General features: G+C 60.1%; 22 protein-coding genes. 5 read left to right on the top strand and 17 right to left on the bottom strand.

Annotated features, from left to right (window positions below; genetic code table 11):
* Window positions 1-23 precede the first annotated feature (23 nt).
* From ACGYK7_RS11760 to ACGYK7_RS11750, 3 genes are read right to left on the bottom strand one after another with little or no spacing between them, the layout of a single operon-like run.
* Window positions 24-1,184: an acyl-CoA dehydrogenase family protein gene (locus ACGYK7_RS11760; protein WP_027264402.1), complete on the bottom strand. Its 1,161-nt coding sequence runs from the start codon at window positions 1,182-1,184 to the stop codon at window positions 24-26.
* A 9-nt stretch (window positions 1,185-1,193) separates the two neighbouring features.
* Window positions 1,194-1,973, bottom strand: a complete 780-nt coding sequence (locus ACGYK7_RS11755; RefSeq protein ID WP_027264403.1) for an enoyl-CoA hydratase/isomerase family protein — start codon at window positions 1,971-1,973, stop codon at window positions 1,194-1,196.
* Window positions 1,970-3,151 carry an acyl-CoA dehydrogenase family protein gene (locus tag ACGYK7_RS11750; RefSeq protein WP_043753664.1) on the bottom strand — a complete coding sequence of 394 codons (1,182 nt, stop codon included), beginning with the start codon at window positions 3,149-3,151 and terminating at the stop codon, window positions 1,970-1,972. Before ACGYK7_RS11750 ends, ACGYK7_RS11755 begins: the two co-directional genes overlap by 4 nt.
* A 126-nt stretch (window positions 3,152-3,277) precedes the next feature.
* On the opposite strand from ACGYK7_RS11750, the gene ACGYK7_RS11745 reads away from it, so the two are divergent.
* Together ACGYK7_RS11745 and ACGYK7_RS11740 are read left to right on the top strand one after the other, a co-directional pair.
* A complete protein-coding gene (locus ACGYK7_RS11745; protein WP_152467196.1) occupies window positions 3,278-5,278 on the top strand; it encodes an NADPH-dependent 2,4-dienoyl-CoA reductase in 2,001 nt (666 codons plus the stop codon).
* Window positions 5,279-5,304: 26 nt separating this feature from the next.
* On the top strand, window positions 5,305-6,825 hold the full coding sequence (locus ACGYK7_RS11740) for a class I adenylate-forming enzyme family protein (RefSeq protein ID WP_152467131.1): 1,521 nt from the start codon (window positions 5,305-5,307) through the stop codon (window positions 6,823-6,825).
* 461 nt (window positions 6,826-7,286) lie between these two features.
* On the opposite strand, the gene ACGYK7_RS11735 is transcribed toward ACGYK7_RS11740, so the two are convergent.
* Both ACGYK7_RS11735 and ACGYK7_RS11730 read right to left on the bottom strand, forming a co-directional pair.
* On the bottom strand, window positions 7,287-7,991 hold the full coding sequence (locus tag ACGYK7_RS11735; RefSeq protein WP_043753650.1) for a glutathione S-transferase family protein: 705 nt from the start codon (window positions 7,989-7,991) through the stop codon (window positions 7,287-7,289).
* Window positions 7,988-8,422 carry a DoxX family protein gene (locus ACGYK7_RS11730; RefSeq protein ID WP_036051600.1) on the bottom strand — a complete coding sequence of 145 codons (435 nt, stop codon included), beginning with the start codon at window positions 8,420-8,422 and terminating at the stop codon, window positions 7,988-7,990. Before ACGYK7_RS11730 ends, ACGYK7_RS11735 begins: the two co-directional genes overlap by 4 nt.
* A gap of 98 nt (window positions 8,423-8,520) precedes the next feature.
* On the opposite strand from ACGYK7_RS11730, the gene ACGYK7_RS11725 reads away from it, so the two are divergent.
* On the top strand, window positions 8,521-8,949 hold the full coding sequence (locus ACGYK7_RS11725) for a MarR family winged helix-turn-helix transcriptional regulator (RefSeq protein WP_232237122.1): 429 nt from the start codon (window positions 8,521-8,523) through the stop codon (window positions 8,947-8,949).
* An 88-nt stretch (window positions 8,950-9,037) separates the two neighbouring features.
* Here the strand turns inward: ACGYK7_RS11725 and ACGYK7_RS11720 are convergent, their stop codons facing one another.
* The 6 genes from ACGYK7_RS11720 to ACGYK7_RS11695 form a co-directional block, all read right to left on the bottom strand.
* Window positions 9,038-9,538, bottom strand: coding sequence for a DNA-3-methyladenine glycosylase I (locus ACGYK7_RS11720; RefSeq protein ID WP_136340201.1), 501 nt, complete (start codon window positions 9,536-9,538; stop codon window positions 9,038-9,040).
* A 305-nt stretch (window positions 9,539-9,843) separates the two neighbouring features.
* Window positions 9,844-10,299, bottom strand: a complete 456-nt coding sequence (locus tag ACGYK7_RS11715) for a PaaI family thioesterase (RefSeq protein WP_152467132.1) — start codon at window positions 10,297-10,299, stop codon at window positions 9,844-9,846.
* 21 nt (window positions 10,300-10,320) lie between these two features.
* Window positions 10,321-11,025 (bottom strand): helix-turn-helix domain-containing protein, encoded by a 705-nt coding sequence (locus ACGYK7_RS11710; protein WP_234168045.1) that lies wholly within the window; start codon window positions 11,023-11,025, stop codon window positions 10,321-10,323.
* A gap of 4 nt (window positions 11,026-11,029) precedes the next feature.
* Window positions 11,030-11,884: an SDR family oxidoreductase gene (locus ACGYK7_RS11705; protein WP_152467134.1), complete on the bottom strand. Its 855-nt coding sequence runs from the start codon at window positions 11,882-11,884 to the stop codon at window positions 11,030-11,032.
* Window positions 11,881-13,818, bottom strand: a complete 1,938-nt coding sequence (locus ACGYK7_RS11700; protein WP_197918524.1) for an AMP-binding protein — start codon at window positions 13,816-13,818, stop codon at window positions 11,881-11,883. Before ACGYK7_RS11700 ends, ACGYK7_RS11705 begins: the two co-directional genes overlap by 4 nt.
* A 115-nt stretch (window positions 13,819-13,933) precedes the next feature.
* Window positions 13,934-14,695 carry a glucose 1-dehydrogenase gene (locus ACGYK7_RS11695; RefSeq protein WP_152467136.1) on the bottom strand — a complete coding sequence of 254 codons (762 nt, stop codon included), beginning with the start codon at window positions 14,693-14,695 and terminating at the stop codon, window positions 13,934-13,936.
* An 88-nt stretch (window positions 14,696-14,783) separates the two neighbouring features.
* Between ACGYK7_RS11695 and ACGYK7_RS11690 the strand changes: the two genes are divergently transcribed.
* Window positions 14,784-16,184 carry a TetR/AcrR family transcriptional regulator gene (locus ACGYK7_RS11690; protein WP_269648888.1) on the top strand — a complete coding sequence of 467 codons (1,401 nt, stop codon included), beginning with the start codon at window positions 14,784-14,786 and terminating at the stop codon, window positions 16,182-16,184.
* Here the strand turns inward: ACGYK7_RS11690 and ACGYK7_RS11685 are convergent.
* The 6 genes from ACGYK7_RS11685 to ACGYK7_RS11660 are packed head-to-tail and all read right to left on the bottom strand — an operon-like array spanning window position 16,166 to window position 21,194.
* Window positions 16,166-16,567: a PaaI family thioesterase gene (locus ACGYK7_RS11685; protein ID WP_028093915.1), complete on the bottom strand. Its 402-nt coding sequence runs from the start codon at window positions 16,565-16,567 to the stop codon at window positions 16,166-16,168. The genes ACGYK7_RS11690 and ACGYK7_RS11685 overlap by 19 nt on opposite strands.
* Window positions 16,567-17,025 (bottom strand): PaaI family thioesterase, encoded by a 459-nt coding sequence (locus ACGYK7_RS11680; RefSeq protein WP_232237119.1) that lies wholly within the window; start codon window positions 17,023-17,025, stop codon window positions 16,567-16,569. The genes ACGYK7_RS11685 and ACGYK7_RS11680 overlap by 1 nt, the downstream gene beginning before the upstream one ends.
* 36 nt (window positions 17,026-17,061) lie before the next feature.
* Window positions 17,062-17,865 (bottom strand): enoyl-CoA hydratase-related protein, encoded by an 804-nt coding sequence (locus tag ACGYK7_RS11675; RefSeq protein ID WP_152467137.1) that lies wholly within the window; start codon window positions 17,863-17,865, stop codon window positions 17,062-17,064.
* Complete coding sequence (locus ACGYK7_RS11670) at window positions 17,858-18,673, bottom strand: SDR family NAD(P)-dependent oxidoreductase (RefSeq protein WP_268920936.1); 816 nt, start codon at window positions 18,671-18,673, stop codon at window positions 17,858-17,860. The genes ACGYK7_RS11675 and ACGYK7_RS11670 overlap by 8 nt, the downstream gene beginning before the upstream one ends.
* A 48-nt stretch (window positions 18,674-18,721) precedes the next feature.
* A complete protein-coding gene (locus ACGYK7_RS11665) occupies window positions 18,722-19,921 on the bottom strand; it encodes an acyl-CoA dehydrogenase family protein (protein WP_152467138.1) in 1,200 nt (399 codons plus the stop codon).
* Window positions 19,922-19,934: 13 nt separating this feature from the next.
* Window positions 19,935-21,194 (bottom strand): acyl-CoA dehydrogenase family protein, encoded by a 1,260-nt coding sequence (locus tag ACGYK7_RS11660; protein ID WP_276155041.1) that lies wholly within the window; start codon window positions 21,192-21,194, stop codon window positions 19,935-19,937.
* A 94-nt stretch (window positions 21,195-21,288) separates the two neighbouring features.
* Between ACGYK7_RS11660 and ACGYK7_RS11655 the strand changes: the two genes are divergently transcribed.
* Window positions 21,289-22,074, top strand: coding sequence for an enoyl-CoA hydratase-related protein (locus tag ACGYK7_RS11655; RefSeq protein ID WP_043753629.1), 786 nt, complete (start codon window positions 21,289-21,291; stop codon window positions 22,072-22,074).
* Window positions 22,075-22,081: the final 7 nt, after the last annotated feature.

Genomic DNA, 22,081 nt, shown 5'->3' with positions numbered 1-22,081 from the left:
TTCTCCGTTCCAAGCCGTGGCGATCAATAGGATCGTGGCAGGCCCATGACCTTTTCGCCGATAAAGCTCAGGCACAGTTCGCGGTTCACCGGCGCTGTGCGCAGCAGGCGGACCAGCGGGTACATTTCGTAAAGTCCCGTATCTTCGGTAAAGCCCGATCCACCATGCGCCTGAAGCGCCGCGTCGACCGCTTCGATCCCGGCTTCGGCGGCGGCATATTTCGCCATGTTCGACGACGCACCGGCAGGCAGCTTGTTGTCGAACTCCCATGCCGCGCGCCGGGTCATCAGACTGGCCATCTCGACCGCTGTGTGCGCCTTGGCCATCGGATGCTGCACGCCCTGGTGCGCACCGATGGGTTGGCCGAACACATTGCGCTCGGAGGCATAGGCCACGCCCTTGTTCAGGGCGAACCGGCCGATGCCGCAGCACAAGGCGGCCAGGATGATACGCTCGGGGTTGAGGCTGTCGAACAGGATCGAGAACCCTTCGTCCACCTCGCCGACCACATCCTCGGGGCCGAGATCCACATCGTCGAAGAACAGTGTCCACTGCTCCTCGGGCAGGGGGATCGAGATCTTCACCCGCTGCTTGTCGACGCCTTTTTTCTTCAGATCCACGGCGAACAGGGTAAAGCCGTCGGTCTTGCGGCTGACCTCGGTATGCGGTTTGGTCCGCGCCACCACGAGGCAGTAGTCGGCCACTTCGGCCCCGGTGATGAAGGTCTTTTCGCCCGACAGGCTGAACCGGTTGCCTCGACGCTTGGCCAGCGTAGTGGCCTTCATCGTGTTAGACCCGGCCCCCGGTTCGGTGATCGCGAAACAGAACTGGATATCACCGCGGCAGGCAGCCGGCAGCAGTTCTTTCTTGTGGAACTCGCTCCCGTGGCTGGCGATATGGGCCAGCGACATGGTCGGCCCGACCACCATCATCAAAAGAGGAATGCCGTGATTGGCGGTGCCCTCCATGAACAGGGCCATTTCGGTCATACCAAGGCCCGCGCCGCCATATTCCTCGGGCACCATGATGCCGAGGAAGCCGTCATCGGCGATCTGGCGGAACATTTCGTGCGGAAACTCGTGCTTGCGTGCGTGTCTCAGCCAGTAATCGTTGTCGAACTTCTGCGCCAGCTGGCCGCCATAGTCGTAAATCTGGCGTTGTTCGTCGTTCAAAATGAAATCCATGCTTCGTCCTCAAGCCTTGAATTCGGGGGCGCGCCGGTTCTCGAATGCATCGAGGCCCTCGGCCACGTCATCGCTGGGCAGTGCGCGCACGGCGGCATCGCGCTCAAGCCGCATCTGCTGGTCGATACCAAGGTCCGCGCCTTCGCGCGCCAACCGCTTCATCTCGGCGATGCCGGGACGTGAACGGGTGGCGATTTTCTCGCAGTATTCCAGCGCAGACTTGTGCAGGTCCGCATCCGGCACGATGTAGTTGACCAATCCGGCCTCTTTGGCCTCGTCCGACTTGAGCCAGCGGGCCGAGAACATCAGGTCGAGCGCCCTGCGCTGCCCCATCAACCGTGTCAACCGCTGCGAGCCACCCCAACCGGGAATCAGCCCGAATTGCGCGTGCTGATCGCCAAACTGGGCGCTTTCGGCCGCGAAACACACATCGCATGCCAGCATCAGTTCGATCCCGCCGGCCAGACACAACCCCTGCACTGCCACCACGACAGGGAGGGAGGAGGTTTCGAGCGCACGCAGGTTGTTCATGCCAAAGGCGATGAAATGGTCCAGCGCGGCGGGATCGTTCAATTTACCTTTCACTTCCACCAGATCGGCACCGGTGCAAAAGTGCTTGCCCTGCGCCCGGATGAGGATCGCCCGAATAGCGGGGTTCGCCTCGAATTCCGCACGCGCGACAGAAATACGCTCATGCACCTCAAGTGACAGGCAATTGAATTTCTCGGGGCGGGCCAGTTCGATGATGCCGGTGTTGCCCTCGGAAGTGACGAGGATGGGGTCGCTCATTTCGAGGCTCCCTTCGCCTTCTTGTCATACTGCAGCGCCATGCGACCGACCTTCTCGCGGGCGATCACCAGCTTCTGGATCTGCGCGGTGCCGTCACCGATCTGCAAGCCGAGCACATCGTTGTAGCGCTGGTGGTGGGGCAGGTCGGTGGTGTAGCCGTAATGTCCGTGCAGGATCAGGCACTGGTGCAGGATCTCGCAGGCGGTTTTGGGCAGGTACCATTTGCACATGGCGGCCTGAGAGGTGTGGGGCAGGCCACGGTCGCGCAGGTCCAACGTGTAATAGCAAAGCTGGCGCATCATGGTCAGTTGGGTCTCGGCCTCGGCCAAGGGAAAGCTGACACCCTGATACTGCACGATCGGGGCTCCGAATGCCTCGCGCTCCTGAACGTAGGCCCAGGTTTCATCCACCGACGCTTGCGCGGCCCCCAGGCACTCCAGCCCGATCAGTGCGCGGGAATAGTCGAAGCCCGCCATGATCGTGCCAAAGGCATGGTCCTGTTCCGCCATCATGTTTTCAGCCGGCACGAAAACATCGTCAAAGAAAACCGAGCCGCGCCCGACAGGCTTGGTGCCGATGTCGTCAAAATGGGTGCGCTTGATGCCTTCCTGGTTCAGATCGACGAAAAAGGCGCTGACCCCGCGTGAGCCGCCATCAGGATCGCCGGTACGGGCAAAGACGACCGCCGCATCCGCCTGACTGGCAAAACTCATGGATGTCTTTTCACCGTTCAGCCGCCAGCCGTTGCCGGATTTCTCGGCCCTCAGAATCAGGTTCGCCGCATCCGAACCGCCGCGCGGCTCTGTCAGGCCCAGGCCAATGACCGCATCACCCGAAACAACCTTGGGCACCCATTCCGACGCGATGTCCTTGGAGGCATGTTTGGCAACCATTCCGCCCATGAGAGAGCCCAGAAGCTGCACGTAACTTGCGTTGAAATCGGCATAGGCGATCTCTTCGACGATCAGCCCTGACGTGACAGAGCTTTCGCCGAGACCCCCGAATTCCTCGGGCAGATCGGCCCCGATCAGCCCCAGTGCGCCCATCTCCTTGATCAGCGCACGGTCGAATGTATGGCCGCTGGCGCGTTCTTGATATGTGGGCGCAAGCCTTTCAGTTGCGAAGCGCTTTGCGGTCTCGCGAAACGCCTTCTGATCGTCTGTAGGCTGGAATTGCATCGGTGCTCCTCCCCATGAGCGAAAATCTTCTTTCCAAAAATCTAACAAATGTTAGAATGTAGATCAAGTGCAGTTTTGAGGAGGAGAACCAAAGTGAAAAATAGACCAGATGGAAGCTTTGAAACCATGCTCTCGCCCATCCGCGCAGGCCAGCATACATTGCGAAATCGTGTCATCATGGGGTCGATGCACACGCGGTTGGAAACCGAGCCTGACGGCATAGCCAAACAGATCGCGTTTTACGCCGAGCGTGCGCGGGGGGAGGCGGCGATTCTGGTCACCGGCGGGTTTTCGCCCAATGCCGAGGGCATATTCGATCCAGAAGGTCCGAGAATCGATGACCCGGAAGAAGCGCTTGACCTGCGCCCGATCTGCGAGGCGGTGCAGGCCGAAGGCAGCCTGGTCTGCGCGCAACTCCTCCACGCCGGGCGCTATGCCAAGATCGAAGGGTGTGTGGCCCCGTCGCCGATCCGCGCCCCGATCAACCGTTTCATCCCGCGTGAAATGACCGAAGCCGACATTCTCCGTACCATCGAGGATTTTGCCGTAGCGGCCGCCAATGCGCTGGCCGCAGGCTTTGATGGCGTCGAGATCATGGGGTCCGAGGGATACCTGATCAACGAATTCACCGTCACCCACACCAACAAGCGCCAAGACGACTGGGGCGGCAGCGCCGCGAACCGCCACCGATTCCCGGTCGAGATCGTGCGCGCGGTGCGCGAACGTTGCGGCCCCGACTTTCTGGTCATCTACCGGATTTCGGCGGCCGATCTGGTCGAGGGCGGCGCGCCCGCCGAAGAAATTGCCGCACTGGCCCGCAAGATCGAGGCTGCGGGTGCGGATATCCTGAACACCGGCATCGGCTGGCATGAGGCCCGCGTGCCGACGATCGCCTACCCGGTGCCGCGCGGTGCCTGGCGCAAGGCGGCAGCCAACGTCAAAGCGGCGGTGTCGATCCCGGTAGTCGCCTCGAACCGGATCAACACACCCCAGCTTGCAGAAGACATACTTGCCTCTGGCGATGCGGACATGATCTCGATGGCGCGCCCGTTTCTGGCCGATCCGCATTTCGTGAAAAAGACGCGCGAGGGCCGCGCAGACGAGATCAACACCTGCATTGCCTGCAACCAGGCCTGCCTGGATTTCATTTTTTCGGACCGGCCGGTCGGATGTCTGGTCAATCCAAGGGCCGGGCGTGAAACGGAATTCCGGGATACGCCAACCGACACGCCAAAGAAAGTGGCCGTCGTTGGCGGTGGTGCCGCGGGCATGGCCACAGCCGCCGAGGCGGCACGGCTGGGCCACGATGTCACCCTGTTCGAAGCGCAGGACAAATTGGGCGGTCAGCTGAATCTGGCCCGCGCCGCACCAGGCAAGGACGAATTCGACGAAACCCTGCGGTATTATGCCGGTCAGATGCAGAAACACGGGGTCACGCAGCGTCTGGGACAGCGGGCAGAGGCGAGCGATCTTGAGGGATTTGACCATGTGGTCATCGCCACCGGGGTCACGCCGCGCATTCCCGACCTGCCGGGTATCGACCATCCCAGCGTCGCGACCTACGCCGAAATTCTGTCCGGTGACCGCGAGGCGGGCGACCGTGTCGTGGTGATGGGGGCGGGGGGCATCGGTCATGATGTGGCCGAGTTCCTAGTGACCAAACCCGCCGAGACCGCGAATTCCGACGTCTTTTGCGAAACCTGGGGAGTGGACCCCGAGTTTGTCTCCTCGGGTGCCCTGGCGGGCGACCCTCTGGCACCGAAGCCGTCGCGCCGCAAGGTCGTCATGCTGCAGCGCAAGACCGCTAAACCGGGCGCGGGGCTTGGTGTTTCGACAGGGTGGATCCTGCGCAACGCGCTGCGCAAACATGGGGTCGAGGCAATGGGCGGGGTGACCTATGAACATATCGACGATGCGGGGCTGCACATCGTCGCGGACGGAAACCCGACGGTCATCGCAGCCGATACAATTGTGCTGTGCACCGGTCAGGAACCGGAACGGGCCCTGGCCAAAGAGGTTGTAGCGCGCGGCGTCCCGGTTACGATGATCGGCGGGGCAAAGGAGGCCGCCGAACTGGATGCGCTGCGCGCCATTGATGAGGGCGTGCGCCTGGCGCAGGATCTCTGAACCGAGGCTCGGGCAAGGGGGAAACTATGCTGACCGACGTCATCCGCGCGGGGCGCGCTGATCTGTATTCGATCTTTCGAACCCGCGCACATGACTGCGCCCGCGCCCTCGCCATCGAGGACGGCAGCAGAAAACTGACCTATGCAGAACTGCTGGAGCGGGTCGATCGTCTGGCGGCTGTATTTCTGGCACGAGGCGTGGCGCCCGGAGACAGGATCGCGATCCTGTCGCATAACCGCTCAGAATACCTGGAGGTCGAACTTGCAGCAGCGGGAATCGGCGCGATCGTCGCCTGTCTGAACTGGCGGCTTGCCCCCGATGAACTGCGGCACTGCATCGATCTGGTCGAGCCGGTTCTCGCGGTTGTCGAACCGGAACTTTCAGAAGCTTACCGCGCCGTCGCGTCGACACCCTGTCTAACCGTCGGGCCAGACCTGGAAACGGCCATTGCCGGGGTCGAGCCGGACCCGCGCACCGGAACCATGGTTGACGACCCCGAGGCCGGTCTGACGATCCTCTATACCTCGGGGACCACGGGCCTGCCCAAGGGGGCGCATATCAGCCACCGCGCGCATATCGCCCGATCCATGGTTTTTGCGGCCCAGCTGGCGCTGGATCCCGGCGACGGGTTCATCGCCTGGGCGCCGATGTTCCACATGGCCTCCACCGATCATGCGCTGGCAACGATCCTGCGGGGCGGGACCGTGGTGATGGTGGACGGGCTGCAGCCCGCCGTCATCAACGAGGCGCTGTCACGCCACAGGATCGGCTGGTTCGTGATGATGCCCGGGGCACTGGAGGCTTTTATTAACGAACGGCACGCCAACCCTTTGCCGCTGAAGGGGATCAAGGTTTGCGGCGCAATGGCTGATCTGGTGCCGCCGCATCAGATCGCGGAACTGACCGGTCTTCTGGACACGCCCTATCTGAATTCCTTCGGGGCGACCGAAACCGGCCTGCCGCCGGGAACCGCCGATCTGATCGCGCCGGGTGTGACCCCGGACCGGCTGTCCAAGCGCATCAGCGCCTTTTGCGAGGTGCGGCTGGTCGATCCCGACGACCGCGAAGTCCCCGATGGAACGCCGGGCGAAATGGCGCTTCGGGGTCCGACGCTGTTTTCCGGGTACTGGAACGCCGACGACACCAATGCCCGTGACTTTCGCAACGGCTTTTTCCACATGGGCGATCTGTTCCGGCGCAATGCGGACGGCACCGTCGACTTTGTGGATCGGGCGAAATACCTGATCAAGACCGGAGGTGAAAACGTCTATCCGGCGGAAATCGAACGTGTGCTTCTTTCTCATCCCGATGTGATCGATGCCGCCGTGGTAAGGGCCTTCGACGCGAAATGGGGGGAAAGCCCGGTGGCCTTTGTCGCCTGTGACGATGACGGGCCGGATGCCGAGGCGCTGCTGAACTTGTGCCGCGAAAGCCTCGCTGGCTATAAGCGACCACGCGAAATTCGCTTCATCGCGTTCGAGGATTTTCCCAGATCGACCAGCGGCAAGATCCAGCGGCATATCCTCGAAGCCCGGCTCGCAGATTAATTTTCGCTCTGACCCGATCGTCAGCCAGCCACGCCAGTTCGCCCCAATAGCGATAAAAGCGTTCTTATCCTCGTTGCCACGAGCTTCTTATCCCCGCCCTTTGGAGTAACCCCCTGAAAGTGATCCACCATCTGGGATAGATTGACCCGCGATTGAAGCGCAGCCCTCTGTCGGACTACACGGCTAGGGTTTTCCGGGTGTTTGAGCTCAGGAGGATTCGTAGATCCCTGAGCCATTCATCAGTGCGATCGGTGGTTTGTTCCCGGTTGCGCTGTGGGGGCAGCAGTAACCCGGCGCATCGCACCGACGGGCATGGACTGCCGGCAATTGCCGGTTGGGGCTGCTGCGGGCCTTCAAGGGAAAGTCGGCGACTATCCGATGTGCGGGACAAAGCGGACATTCGCCAAGCGACCTCAAACGTCCGGTTCTGTACTGCGGCCCGACAAAACGATATCAAGTGATCAGCGGTCAGCCGATCGCACCTGTGTAACTGTCTTCTTCGGCCCTCCTGTCTGCATGATCTGGGACAGGTAAGAATTGCGCCGTCTGATGAAGTCACGCAGAAGGGTCGGGTAATCTTCACTGACGGCATTCTTCACAGAAACCCGACGCTCCAGTTCATGTCGCCAGGCCCTTACACGGGCAAGCCCTGTGAAGACGCCAAACTCTCCGATGGTGTCAAAAACGTCGAAATAGCGGAAGACCGGGCCGAATACGACATCGACGAGGCTGAACCGGTGGCCATCGAACCATGGTCCCTCCCCAAGCTCCGCGTCCAGCCGAAGGAACTTTGCGCGGAGCGCCGCCACTTTTTCTTCCAACGCTTTCTCGTTCGGCGCCGAGTAGAACCCCGCAATGTCGTTCAAGACAGCAGATCCAAATTCAATCCAGGCACGGTGGCGGGCGCGATCGAGAGCGTCGTGCGGATGAAGCGCGTGGGGTTGTGTATCCTCAAGATATTCGAGGATAACCGCAGATTCGAAAATCGGCGTCCCGTCCACAACCAGGACAGGCGTCTTGCCCAGCGGAGATATGGCAAGAAACCAGTCGGGCTTGTTCGAAAGATCGATGTCAGTTCTCTCGAACGTGACACCTTTCTCAGTGAGCGAGATCGCCGCGCGCTGCACATATGGGCAGAGCGCATGGCTAATGAGGTGGAGGCTCATGTTGTCTCTCCCGCCATCTGCACGTTACCGGGCGCGAAGGAAGGGCTGAGGGCGAAACGGCCGTCGCCCAGAAGCCCTTGCACGATGGCAAGCAGCGTCAGATAGGCCGGGTATTCCCACCCGCCGTTCTCGTATCCGAACATCCAGCCGTTTCCGGAGTGAGCCCAGGTCGCACCGGCCAGGATGGGCACGGTCGCCGACGCGACCCACCGAGCCTGTACGCCGAGGACCAAAAGGGCACCGGCAATCGCCTCGACTGCAAAGACCATATAAGCAAACCAGCCGGGCAGCCCGATCGAAATGAAGAACTGCGCCGTTCCGGGAAGTGTGAAAATGAAGAGCTTGAGAAACAGGCTGTGCGCCAGGAACATGATCCCGAGTGCTATACGGAGCAGGAATATCCCAAATTCTGTGAGGTGCGATTGTGACATGATATGATCCCATATGTCGATGCAGTTGCATCTATATATAGCGCGTCACATGCGATGTCAAGGTTGATGCACTTACATGTACATGATAGGTGCTGGATATGAACGAGATTGACCATGCTACTGAGGCCGCCTGGACAGCCCTCATGACTAAAAGCCGCGTTTTGCTTGAGGCTGTCGAAACGTCTCTGAAATCGGCAGGATACCCGCCAATTGCATGGTATGACGCGCTTCTCGAACTCGAGAAGGCTGGCCCGGACGGACTCCGGCCATTCGAACTCAAAGACCGGATTTTGTTACCCCAATACGGTACCTCGCGGCTGCTGAACCGTATGGTGAAAGCAGGGCTGGTGAACCGACAGGACTGCTTGGAAGATGGGCGAGGTCAAAACATTTCTATCTCTGAAAAGGGTAAATCTGTCAGGAGGGCGATGTGGCCGATCTATGAACGGGTTCTGTCGGAAAGGATCGGCGCAAAGCTGAAACCCAAAGACGCCGCTCAATTGGCCTCGCTACTCTCAAAGCTCTGAAGTCTAGGTCGACTGACGCGAAACCTGTCTGTGACTTTCCACGCTAAGTGGCCCTGAATTTTTTTCACGTTAATTGGCCGACAGTTGCCTATGTCGGTGTGCGAAGGGTGTTTCGGGCTGTTTCGACGTCCTTTCGCATCCAACAGACCTCTGCGTGATCGTTGATAAATCCCATGGCCTGCATGAATGCATATACGGTGGCCGGCCCCACGAATTTGAAGCCAAGCTTTCGTAGGTCTTTGGACAGGGTCTCGGACGCTGGTGATTTGGACCGCATTTGTGGCAGTGCGTCGTCCTTGGCAGGTTCATATAGCCAGATGAATGCGGCGAAGGAGCCTTCCTCTTGGACGACCTCGAAAGTACGGCGAGCGTTGTTGATCACGGCTTCGATCTTGCCTCGATAGCGAACAATTCCTTCATCGGCAAGTAGGCGCTTAATATCGTTGTCGTCAAAGTTCGCAACTCCCCGAAAGTCGAACCCGGCGAAGGCAGCACGAAAGTTCTCGCGCTTGGCCGGAATGGTGCGCCAGCTCCGCCCTGACTGGAAACTCCGGCGTGACGGCAGCCCATCGGCACCGTGGGCGTCCATCCGTTCCAATTACGGTTGCAGCATCAGGCCGCTGCCGCATAAACTTGAACAGAAACTGAACCAGATCCTCCGTTACGATACAGTCTCAGCTCTCCGAAAAACCCTGACGAGGGACAATCGGCGACCGCACTGCTAAAGGCTAACATTACCGCTTGGCAGGTCTGAACCTGCTGGCGGCGATCTGGATACCGCGCGCGCCTACGGGAAACGGTTGGCCGAGGTCGCGAGCCGCTGGAACAGCTGATCCAGCTGTCTGAATAATCGGCCCGGCCGCCCGGATCGGATGTGCTGCGGCCGGGTTGCGCTCAGTCCGCGACCCCCGCCCGCCCGATCAGCGCCATGAGCGTTCCGGTCATCGTTGCGACGAGCTTTTCATCCTGGCTCTTCACGGCATAGGCACGCGCCTCGCATATGGTCAGCGTCCTGCCTGGTTTCACCACGTCAGCGACGAAGCGAAACCGTTCGCCGTCCGCCGGGTTGAGTAGGTTGATCTTGAATTCGGCCGTCAACACTGCCGCGTCCGCTGGCATCAGCGAAAAGGCCGCGTATCCGCAGGCGCTGTCCAGCGCTGTCGACAGGATTCCGGCATGCAAAAACCCATGCTGCTGGGTCAGTGCAACCTGATGTGCCATTTCCAGAACGATGCGGCCGGGTAACAACTCGGCAATGCTGATCCCCAACGTGTTCATCACCTTCTGGCGATCGAAACTGTTGCGCACGCGTGCGTCATAGTCGGGGTTTTTCGGTTTGAATTGTGTCATGGCGGGTCTTCCTCTTCGATTTCATTCGTCAATGACCAATCTTAGGCGGTCTTTGAGGCGCGTATCTTGTAGCGAAAGGTCAAAACGACGCGGAATAGACAGAGCGCGCAACGCGCCGGGCGGTTTGCCGGCGAAGATCCGGCAAGCGGCGGACAAGTGAGATTGATCGTAGTATCCGGCGTCCAGCGCCAGATCGCTCAGCAGCAGGGTCTTTGACGCAAGCTGCCCGAGAGCCCGGCGAAAGCGTCGCAAGGTCGCAAGCCGCCGCCGCGACACGCCGGTTTCCGCCCGCACCTTTCGACGTTTGGTCCGGTCGCTGTAAGCTCCGGTTGGTGCGGCAAAGCGCAGGTCTCTCGCAAGGCCGTCAAGCACCGCGATGAGCGCAGGCAGGTCATCGTCCCCGTTCTGAACCCGGGCCAGTTCTGAGGCCAGCATGTCCAGCCCTTTGGAGTCGGGAAATCGCTGCGGTCGTGACGACAGTCGCAGCCCGGCCACGACACCCAGGAATGGCCTTGGGCGGGGCGAAAAATAGGGGCGCGGTTCTGCCAGCGATACGCGCCCGCCGCCGCTGTCGTCGCGCGTTACCGAAAGGGTAAAGAGGTCGGTTGCGAACCGCCCGTGTCCACCACCGCTCAGCACACCGGTATCGCGGAACACGAACAAATGGTCGATCTGTTTGGCCGCTTCCTCAGGCGGAGCCAGTTCGAGATAACGCGGCGGCTCCATCAGGTTACTTGACGAAAGCATCCCGGTTCTCGGCGACGAAATCGGCAAATCGGCGCGCCGGGCGTCCCATCACATCACTGACCGTGGTCTCGATGCCGGCAAGGTAGCCCTTGGGCGCGATGGAAGCCAATTCGACCATGGCTCTGGCGACCTCGTCCTGCATTCCGCCAGCCACCATGCCCGCCTTGGCATTTTCGGCCGACAGGGACACGCACGACACTGTTCGTCCCGTCACCCCGGACAGAAGGGCCGCGATGTCATCCCCTGCAAGAGCTTCGGGCCCGGTCAGGCCAAGAGCCTTGCCTTCGTAACCCGGAGCGGTCAGCGCCTCGGCGGCGACATCCGCGATGTCGCGGGCGTCGATCCAGGCCACGGGGCCGCCCAGATCGTCATAGTACACGGCGTCCTTTGCAATGTTGCCGGCCTGCCACAGCAGGTTCTGCATGAAATAGGTCGGCTGGACAAAGGTCCAGTCAAGGCCGCTTTGCTTCAGCAGCTCCTGGGTTTCGGAATGCCACTTTCCAAAGGTCAGCCCCGCCTTGGGCGACGCGCCAAGCCCCGTGGCCACAACGATATGGCGCACGCCCGCGGCCTTGGCCGCCTCGATCACGTTCGCCTTCCACTGGCGCATGTTCAGATGGGCAGGCGTGACCAGGTATATCTTTTCTGCCCCGTCACAGGCCCGCGCCAGCGCGGCAGGGTCCGTGAAATCCGCTGCGACCGCCTCGCATCCTTTGGCCCTTAGCGCATCTAACTTGGAGGGGGCGCTGGTGACAGCGCGCACGGACGCGCCTTTTGCCAGAAGCGTATCGACGAGGGGCGCGCCAGTCGTGCCCGTGGCTCCGAAAACAGTGATCATGACTTTTCCTTTTGCAGGTCTGCGATGGGCTGAATGGTTTCCGGGTTGCTGATCGACGACAGATCGCCCGGATCTTCACCGAGAAAGGCGGCACGCACGACACGGCGCATGGTTTTCATGCTGCGGGTCTTGGGCAGCGCTTCGACAAAGTGGATCTCGCGCGGGCGGAAGGGCTTCGAGACGATCTCTCCGACACGATCCTTGAGCCGGTTCACGAGCTCCGCGTCCGGCGACACATTTGGGGCCGCCACGCAGACGCAGACGACGGCCACGCCCTTGATGTCATCAGGTGCCGCGATGGCAGCGGCGTCCACCACCTCTCCGGTTTCGGTCAGGGCCGCCTCGATCTCGGGCGGGCCGATGCGTTTGCCGGCGATGTTCAGCGTGTCGTCCGACCGGCCCAGGATATACCATGTCCCGTCCGGATCGCAGCGCACCCAGTCGCCGTGCCGCCAGAGGCCGGGGAAGGTGGACCAGTAGGTTTCAAGGTAGCGATCGCGGTCCCCCCAGATGGCCGGGGTCAGACCCAGAGGCGGCTGGGTCACGACCAGTTCGCCGACCTCGCCCGGTGCGGCTTCGCTGCCGTCCTGGCGCAGAACCTTGGCCCCGACACCCAGGGCCTGGGCCGAAAATCCGCCGGGCTTGAGCTCGTGCAGCACGGTCGAGGTCAGGATCGCGCCAAAAAGCTCGGTCCCGCCCGAGATGTTCAGCGGCACGGCGCGGCGGCGACAGATATGATCGAGCTGCCAGAGCCAGGCATCCTCGGTCCAGGGCTCGCCGGTCGAGGCGACGATGCGCAGGGACGACAAGTCGTAGCCCGACAAAGATTCAGTATCCTGCGTCATGAACTGCCGTACCAGGGTCGGGGCCACGCCGAGATGCGTGACCTCCATCTCGGACGCAAGACGCAACAGCCTGAAGGGATCGCCGGGCATTGATGGTGCGCCCTCGGCCAGCACCAGAGTCGAACCGGACAAGAGCACCGACAAAAGGGTAAGCGGTCCCATGACCCACCCCATGTCGGTCATCCAGAGGTGCCGGTCATCCCGTTTCATGTCGAGGCAAAGCAGGAAATCGGCCGTGGCCTTGGCCTGCACGCCCAGATGGGTATGCACGACGCCCTTGGGCCGTCCGGTGGTGCCTGACGTATAGGCGATCAGAAAGGTGGCTTCGGCCTTGACCGGAACGGCGGCAAGCTCCGGACTGGCGCGGCCCACGGTTTCGCTCCAGTCCAGATCGCGGGCGGGATCGGCTACCGCACCGCCGAACCGTCGCAGGCTGATCACGGTATGAACCGATGGCACGTCGGTCAAAGCCTGGGCGAGGCTCGCCTCCATCCAGACCGGCTTGCCTCGCCGGGGTGTGGCATCCGCTGTCAGCACCGCCACGGCATCCGCGTCGTTCAGGCGCGATACGATGGCATGAGGCGCAAAACCGGAAAACAGCGGCACCGCAACCGCGCCCAGCCGGGCAATCCCCAGAAGCGCGGCCTCGATTTCGGGGATCATCGGCATATAGATGCCCACCGCCTGACCGGGCCTTACACCGCGCGTGGCAAGGGCCGAGGCAACGCGGGAGGCTTCGGCGGTAAGGTCGGAATAGGTCCAGCGGCGGCGGCTTCCGTCTTCGCCGACCCAGTCGATTGCGACCTTGTCGCCCAAGCCATCGACAATTCGGGCGTCAAGACAGGTTTCCGTCAGATTCAAAGTACTCCCGACGGCCCACCGGATCGATTCGGGCCCTTCGGAGATATCTCGCAACCGGCTGTAGGGCCGCGCGAACCGTATCCCGGCATGGTCAATGATCCGGCCCCAGAACCAGTCTGGGTCTTCATTCGAACGGCGGACGAGTTCCTCGTAACTGTCAATGCCGCAGCCCGTCAGAAATGCGGTCAGAGTGCTTGTCCGCTGGATGTCAGAGCCTGGCTGAAACATTCGCAACCTTTCTAGAATGAAAAAGGGCCGCACAAAAGGCGCGGCCAGTCGGGGAGGTAACTCTTTTGGCACGGTTTGGCAGCAACGCCTGGTGTCCGGCGCTGCTGTCATGGCTTCAACCGTGCATGGACAAGCCGCCCGAAACCGAAATCACCTGGCCGGTAATGAACCCTGCGTCGTCCGACGACAGGAAGCAGATGATGCCAGGGTAATCCGTCGGCTGCGCCAGGCGCTTCATCGGAATCGCCCGCTTGAGACCTTCGGCGATCTTTTGACCTGCCTCGCCCTCGGCAAATTGAGCGAACAGAGGTGTGTCGGTCGGTCCCGGGGCGACCGCATTCAATTGTATACCTTTGCGCGCCAGCTCGCGCGCCACGGTCTTCGTGAACGAAATGATGCCGCCCTTGCAGGCTGAATAAACCGCCTCGCCGGATGACCCGACACGACCAGCGTCAGAGGCGATGTTAACCACGCGACCGCCGCCGCTCTTGACCATGCCCGGAAGCACCGCGTGATGCATGTTGAGCGGGCCGTAAAGATTGATGTCGATAACCTTTTTCCAAAGATCGGCATCGGTGTCGAGAAACATTCTGCTGACGTCCCAGCCGGCGTTGTTCACCAGCACATCAATCGGGCCGCCGGATTCGAACTCGGCCACCGCCGTGTCGACTTGACTACGGTCGGTGATATCTACCTTGAAGGCCTGCGCCTTCCCGCCAGCCTCGGTGATCAGTCGGACAGTTTCCTCCGCCCCATCCTTGTTCAGATCGAAAACGGCAACTTCGGCGCCCTCTTCGCCGAACCGTTCGCAAACTGCGCGGCCAATGCCGCTTCCACCGCCGGTCACAATGACCCGTTTTCCACTCAACCCTCGCATGGAGGTCCTCCTCTTCCGATAAACCTTTGTCAAGAACTTGATTCGGAACGTTCCTTGGATTATTCTAACATTTGTTAGATTTAATGCAATGGACAGTCTCGTGTCCCGCAAGTATCGAAATGAAATGGTACACAAGACTGACCCCCCCAGGACACTGAGCGAAGACTTGAGCAAGTCTGAGAGGACACGTGAGGGTATCCTTTCGGCGGCTGCGCGACTTTTTCGGTATGAAGGCTATCACGCAACGACTATGCGCGACATCGCGCAGGAAGCTGGCATTGAGGCCGGCAGCATTTATTATCATTTTCAATCCAAGGACCAGATTCTGAGCGAAGTTCTCGATCTTGGCGTCCGTCAACTATATCAGGCGGTCAGTGAAATCGTTCGGTCGGCACCGACAAGTTCGGAGGATTTTCGCAAGACTTTCGGACTGCTGATTGAAACACACCTTGCCTACCTATTGACCGACAGCGACTTTACGTCAGCCAATATTCGGAACTATCCGATGTTGTCGGACGAAACACGCGCCCCGCATCGCGAATTGCGTGCATCATATGCGGGTGCCTGGGGCAAATTCCTGAATGACGCCAAACGCGCCGACCACCTTCGAAGCGACATATCCACTGCTGTGATCCGCCAGTTCATCCTGAGTGCCATGAACTGGACCGTAGAATGGTACGATGTCGACTCGTATCCGGTGCGCATACTCGCGGAACGAATGAGTAAGCTGATACTTGACGGAATGTGTCCACATCGCAAGGCGGATACCGAAGGCTTGAAGCTGTGCCCCGCCACTACCGCCAAAACCCCGGATCCCGACAGCAAGGCGGCTAAGACCCGTGCAGAAATTCTAAAGGCCGCAGCGCGCGTTCTGAGGGACAATGGCTACAAGGCGACCACGCTGAGAAAGATCGCGGAAGAAGCGGACATGAAAGCGGGCAGCGTCTATTACCATTTCAACTCCAAAGAAGCGATCGTTGACGAAGTTCTAAACGCCGGACTGAGGGACTTGCTATCAGGTGTCGAAGCCGCCGTTCGGAAATTCGATGCCCCGTACGATCATCACGCCAAGATAGCGACTGCAATCTGGGCGCACCTGGATTTCCTCTTCAAGGCAAGTGAATTCACCTCGGCGAATATCAGAAGCTATGGAATGCTCCCCAATCATTTCAGGGAGAGGCACAGGGGTATTCGCCATGAGTATGGAAAACTCTGGGATCGGATACTCCGTGAAGCTCAGGACGACGGTGCCATACGGTCGGATATCAAGATCGTCCCCTTGCGCCAAGTGATGTTGGGTGCCTTAAACTGGACGGTGGAATGGTTCGACCCGAACAAGGCAGGAGTGGAAGGATATCTATCACTGCCTGAATTCTCCAGCATGCTCATCAATCTGCTATTGGAAGGCATTTGTAACCGGGAAGCGACCCCGTCCACAGGACAAGGTAGCCCTGAAAGCGGTTGCCCCGGTCAGACCAGAAGGAAGTGATACAGCCCTTCGGCAACCGCCTTTTCCCGATCCGTCTGCCAGCTGAGCACGCTGACGCTTGCCATCCGCTTGCCTTTGCGCGTGACGTTAGCGCGCGCAAAAAGCGGTCCCTTCACACCGGGTCTGAGGTAATCGACGGTCAGGTTGATCGGCTTGGCCGGAACGTCGGCGAAATCGGGCTGTACCGCGATGGCGGCAGTGGCCTCCATAAAACTCGCGATTATGCCGCCATGGTAGTACTCCATGATCGGGTTACCGATATGGCGGTCATCAAAGGTCATTTCCGCCTCAGCATGGAGACTGTCTAGACTTCTGACCTCAAAGTTGAGAAATCGGAAGAACGGCACCCGGGATACATTGGCATTGACAGTTTGCACGTCCATCACGAGGTTTTTCCTTTTGTCATTGCGTCAAACAGGCTGGTTTCGCCGCGCGTCAATGCAAACGAGGCGGTTCCCCTAGCTATTTCAGCATCCTCATGGCCCGCGAACCAGACGCTGCCGGAATTGAAGGCGATGTGGCGGGTCTTGCGAAAACAATGCGCTTGAACGATGACATCCGCGCGCGAACGGGCCGGGCGCAGGTAATCAACTCTGAGGTCAAGAGTGGCCATGGTACTGACGCCTTCGATGGCAACAAAGTTCGCCAGTCCAAAGACACTGTCCAGAAGTGCCGTCAGGATACCACCGTGGAGCAGCGATTGTTCCGCATCGACGCAAAAGTCCGGATTGAACGGCATCCGAACCCGAACACCTTCCGTCGAGACCTCTTCGATCTCAAGCGCCATATGCGTTATCAGACCCTTGCCGCGCGCATTCCACATCTGCGCGATTTGCTCCATCTTCTTTTGGGTGATGTCTGACATGCGATCTTTCCTTTAACGCCCCGTGAAATTGGGTTTTCGTTTTTCGACGAACGCAGCAACCGCCTCGTGGTGGTCTTCGGTCTGATGCATGAGCGCCTGATAGGCCGCCGCGGAATTCAGGAAATCCGGCAGGTCCATCCGTTCGGCATTGCGCATCAGACGCTTGGCGACCCGCACCGCGCGCGGCGGTTTCGCGGCGATGACAGCGGCCCGTTCACGGGCCCGTTCCATCAATTTTTCATGAGGCACAAGTTCAAGCACCATACCAAGCTCCAGCGCTTCCTTGGCCTCGACCATGCGCCCCGAGAAGGTCAGATCGGCGGCCTTCTGGTGGCCCAGACGACGCAACAGGAACCAGCTGCCCGCATCGCCCGGAATGATTCCGAGATTCAGAAACACCTCGCCGAACCTTGCTTTTTCTGACGCGATGCGCATGTCGCACATCATGGTCAGGTCGCACCCCGCGCCCACCGCCGGGCCGTTGACTGCGGCGATCGTCGGAATATCCATGTTGTAGAGCGCAAGCGGCAGCCGCTGCACCCCATCAACATAACTCTGCGCCGCCGCCAGCGGCTCCTTGCGGAACACGCTGTCGGGATCGTTCATCTCCTTGATGTCCCCGCCTGCACAAAAGGCCGGGTCGGCCCCGGTCAGGATCATCACGCTGACCTGAGGATCGGCCTGCACCTTGGCGAAGGTCTCCAGAAGGGCAGCGATCATGTCGTTGCCGGTGACCGGGTTGCGCCGCTCGGGGTCGTTCAGCGTAACCGTAGCGATCCTGTCGGAAATCTCCAGAAGGACGGGCTGTTTATTCATTCTTGCCATCTCCCCGTTCGCGTTTCTCGAACATCGCGGGGTTGATCATGTCCCGCGCGTCATGACCCATATGCAAGGTTTCACCGCCGTCTACATAAATGTCTTCTCCGGTGATGAAACCGCCAAGTTTCGAGGCCAGGAAAATGATCGTGCCTGCGATGTCCTCGGCCGCCCCCATCCGGTTTAGCACCGAGCGGTTCAGCTTTTTCCACTGTTCCGGCGGAATCGGATAGCGGCCAAGCGCATCGGTCTTGATCGTGCCCGGCGCGACACAGTTCAGCCGGATGCCGTACTCGCCCCATTCGGCGGCCAGCGTTTTCATCATGCCCGTCACACCGGCGCGGGCGGCGACGGTGTGTGTAAAGCCGGTAAGCGCGGTGCGCGCAGAGATGGCGGTGACAAACACAACCGATCCACCATTGTCGTACATGAAGTGATCCGCCGCTGCCCGGGTCATCTGCCAAGATCCGATCAGGTTGTTGCGGATCACGGCTTCGAAGCCCTTGTTGGTGATATCGCGGGCGGCCGCGATATACTGGCCGCCGGCATTGTTCACCAAAACATCCAACTGCCCATAGTGGTCCTTGATCCGCCCCATCGCAGCTTCGATACTGTCTTCGTCGCGGGTGTCTCCGGGCACGACAAAGGCCTCGCCCCCCGCCGCCCGGATCATTTCGGCGGTCTCTTCCAGCGGCTCTTCGCGGCGCGCGAACAGCGCAAGCCTTGCCCCGCAAGCGGCCATTTCGATCGCCGTCGCCCGGCCCATTCCAGATCCGGACCCCGTGACCAGGGCAACTTGACCCGCCATGAGATCCGACGCGTAACGCCTTGATTTCGCTTCGCTCATGTTCCGCCCCTAGTTCTTCAGCAATTCGCCAGAGATGATGAGTTTGCGAACCTCCTGGGTGCCTGCGCCGACCTCAAGCACGCGACCGGTCCGGTATAGCCGGTTCACTTCTGTATCACGCATGTAACCCGAGCCGCCGTGAATCTGGACAGCTTTGTCCAGCACGAAGGATGTCGCCTCAGCGGCCTTGTAGATCGCCGCAGCGGTGAGCTTGTGTATTTCGCCGCGCCCGCCTTCGCCCTCTTCGAGGCCTTCACACATGGCAGCGGTGCGCAAGGACAGGCTCCGCGCGGCCTCGATCTGCGTATACATGTCGGCCAGCATCGCCTGAACCATCTGAAAACTGGCGATCGGTTTGCCGAATTGCTGGCGTGTCTTGGCGTAATCGATGGAAATATCCAGCGCCCGCTGCGCAATGCCCAGAGCGTTGAAACAGACGATGGCACGTTCCAGATCAAGTCCGGACATGGTAACGGCAACCCCGCCATCCAGCTTGCCGACCATGTTTCTGGCCGGAACACGGCAATCTTCGAATACCAGTTCGCCCGTCGGCGAGCCCCGGAATCCCATCTTGTTCAGCTTCTGCGCCACCTTGAAACCGGGCGTGTCGGTTTCCACGATAAAGGCGGAAATGCCCTTGGCCCCTTTTTCGGGCGATGTCTTGGCATAGACCAGCACCAGATCGGCAATCGGCCCATTGGTGATGTAGATCTTGGCGCCGTTCAGGATGTAGTCGTCGCCATCCTTTTTGGCCGTGGTCCGCATCGAGCCAAGCGCATCAGACCCCGCGCCGGGTTCGGTCAGACCCAGGGCACCCACCAGCGTGCCGTCGCACAGACCTGGCAGGTATTTTCGGCGCAACTCGTCATTGGCGTTGCGATAGATATTATTGACGCAGAGGTTGTCGTGCGCCACATGGGTCAGTCCGATGGCCGCCGAGGCGCGCGACATTTCCTCGGTGATGATACAGGCCGAGGTAAAATCGAGCCCGGCACCGCCGAATTCCGTCGGCACGTTCAGTCCCAGGTAGCCCATTTCGCCCAGCTTGGGGAAAACCGAAGACGGCAGGTCATCAGTATCGTCCATTTCCGCATTCAGATGGTGGAATTCGGACATGAAGAACTTGCCGGCCTGATCGGCCAGGGCCTGCTGTTCGTCCGTCATGAAATGTGTTGGCAGAGCGGTGTCGTTGCGCAGTTGCTTGTTCATTGTCTCGTCCCCCTCAGGCGCGCAAAAGTTCTTCGGCAATGATGATCTTGCGGACTTCGCTTGTTCCCGCGCCGATCTCCAACAATTTGTTGGCGCGGAACAGCCGGTTGATCTCGGTGTCCTGCATGTAGCCAGAGCCACCATGAATATGACAGGCTTCGGTCACCGCCTTGTTGAATGCCTCGCCTGCGTAAAGACAGGCCGCCGCGGTCAGTTTGTGGATTTCGCCACGGCCCCCGGCCCCTTTTGGTAGGCCCGTACAGGCGGCCAGTGCCCGATAACCGAATGCGCGCGCGGTTTCGACCTCGGTGTAGATCTCGGCCAGTTTCGACTGCATCATCTGGAAACTTGCAATCGGTTTGCCGAATTGTTCGCGAATCTTGGCGTATTCCAGCCCTAGTTCCAGGGCGCGTTCGGCCATGCCAACGCAGACTGAGGCAACCATAGCACGCTCCAGATCCAACCCGCTCATTACCACCGAAACGCCGGTGTTTTCCGGTCCAACCATGGCGGATGCGGGTACGCGGCAATCCTCAAACACCAGTTCTCCGGTTGGCGAGCCGCGAAAGCCCATCTTGTCAAGCTTTTGCGCCACCTTGAAACCGGGATTGTCCGTCTCGATGATGAAAGCAGAAATGCCCTTGGCGCCCTTCGACTTGTCGGTTTTGGCATAAAGCAGGATCACATCGGCAATGGGGCCGTTGGTGATGTAAATCTTCGAGCCGTTGATGACATAATCATCACCGTCGCGGCGGGCAGTTGTGGCCATGGATCCGAGCGCATCGGATCCCGCACCCGGTTCGGTCAGGCCCAAAGCACCAACCAGCTCGCCCGAGCAAAGGCCCGGCACGTATTTCTTCACATGCTCTTCGGATCCATTGCGCAGCAGGTTATTCAGGCACAGGTTGTCATGCGCCCCGTGTGAGAGGCCCACAGCCGGATTCCACTTCGAAATCACCTCGGACACCAGCGCCTGGGTGAACTCGTTCTGTCCCGATCCGCCAAGCTCTTCGGGTGCGGTAATCCCCAGCAGGCCCAGCTCGCCCATCTGCTTGAACAGATCATCGGGCCACCATTCCTCGTCATCCATACGCGCTTGCAGTGGGTGTAGCACCTCGCGCGACACCCGATCCACGTGATCGACGATCTGCCGTTGCTCATCAGTCAAAGAATAGTTCGCCCTGATGGCTTCCAGATCAGCCGAGATGGCCTCACTTTGAGTGGTCATATCATCCTCCCGAAAAATGTCGTCCGCCGTGTTGACCAAAATCAAACATATGTTAGAAAATAGATCAAGCCAAGCTTTTGACGACCTGACGTAAGAAAGCGCGGTGTCCTGCAATACAGAGGGGGGGGGAGCTTCGGAAATGACTGAGAGCGTTGTTCAATCGCAGGCGCTCGGCAAAGAAGTGCGTATCACGATTCGACGTCCTGACAATCGAAATGCCCTCAACCGTGAGGTCGCAGACGGGATCATGGCCGCCATATGTGCTGCCGAGAGGGACAGCGATTGCCGCGTGATCGTTCTGACCGGCGAGGGCGAGCGCGCCTTCTGTGCCGGGGGCGACATCAAGGCGGGGGCGGATGGCGGCCCGTTTGTTCAGGATCCGGCGGACCCGGATCATTTTGCCGGAAGGTTGTTCGAGACGATACAGGCGTGCCGAAAGCCAACGATCGCGCGCATCAATGGCGTCGCTATGGGGGCAGGAGCGGGCATCATCTGTGCCTGCGATCTGGCTGTGATGGCGGATCATGCTCGCATCGGAACGCCGGAAGTGAAGGTGGGTCTGTTTCCCATGACGATCGTGCCACCCATGATGCGCGTGCTGCCCCGGCGGAGGCTGATGGAGATGTTCATCACCGGCGTTCCTCTGACGGCCGAGGAAGCCCTGCAGTTCAATCTGGTCAACTATGTGACCGATGCCGCGGGGCTGGACGACAAGGTTGCAGAACTGGTTGCCCAGATCGCCGCGCAGTCGCCGAGCGCGATCCGGCTGGGAAAATACGCCTGTCACGCGATGGAGGACATGACCTATCCGCAGCAGATGCGGTTTGCAGAAACACTGTTACCGCGTGTGGCGCAGACCGAAGACGCGCGCGAAGGCTTTGATGCCTTTATTGAGAAGCGCAAACCCGAATGGACGGGCCGCTGATCAAACG

The sequence above is a fragment of the Sulfitobacter sp. 1A15299 genome (genome assembly GCF_043556915.1).
In the GTDB taxonomy this organism is placed as follows: domain Bacteria; phylum Pseudomonadota; class Alphaproteobacteria; order Rhodobacterales; family Rhodobacteraceae; genus Sulfitobacter.
This window is presented reverse-complemented; position numbering and strand designations above follow the sequence as displayed.